Origin of the sequence: Ligilactobacillus murinus DSM 20452 = NBRC 14221, from assembly GCF_001591685.1 — a bacterium.
In the GTDB taxonomy this organism is placed as follows: Bacteria; Bacillota; Bacilli; order Lactobacillales; family Lactobacillaceae; genus Ligilactobacillus; species Ligilactobacillus murinus.
This window is the reverse complement of sequence record NZ_BCVJ01000139.1, coordinates 1-532: the sequence shown is the minus strand read 5'-3', so window position 1 is coordinate 532 and position 532 is coordinate 1. Positions and strand designations below refer to the sequence as shown.

At 44.2% G+C, this 532-nt stretch carries 1 protein-coding gene; it reads left to right on the top strand.

Annotated elements, in window-relative coordinates:
- On the top strand, positions 1-532 hold a 532-nt coding region (locus LMU01S_RS10625; RefSeq protein WP_439956672.1), incomplete at both ends, for a mucin-binding protein.

Below are 532 nucleotides of genomic sequence, written 5' to 3'. Positions count from 1 at the left end.
AGTAACGATCACACAAACGATCAACTACGTTTACGGTAGTGGACCAAGGGCAGGCCAAAAAGCGGCAGATAGTTCTTCAAAGGCACACACATTCACGCCGACCTACACGGTCGATCAAGTGACGAAGCAAAATGTAGGCGAACCAGTATGGACGCCAGAAAATGCAGAGTTCAGTGCAGTCATAAGTCCAACGATCGCAGGTTATACACCAGATAAGGGTGAGATCGAAGCAATAACGATCACGCCAAGTAGCAAGAACAGTGAACATACAGTTTACTACAATGCTAACCAACAGAAGTTGACCTATACAGTGATCGATGATGGTGATGGAAACAAGGTCTTAGTTGACCAGAGCCAATTAGCGACAGGTGACAGTGACAGTGCGATCACGGCAAGTGTCCTTCAAGCCTACCAAAACATTATCAATGACTATCAAAAACAAGGATATGTCTTGGTAAGTGCAGATAGTCTTCCAGCCAACTTTGACAATAACGACGAAGTCGATCAAAATGTGGTGATCCATTTAAATCAT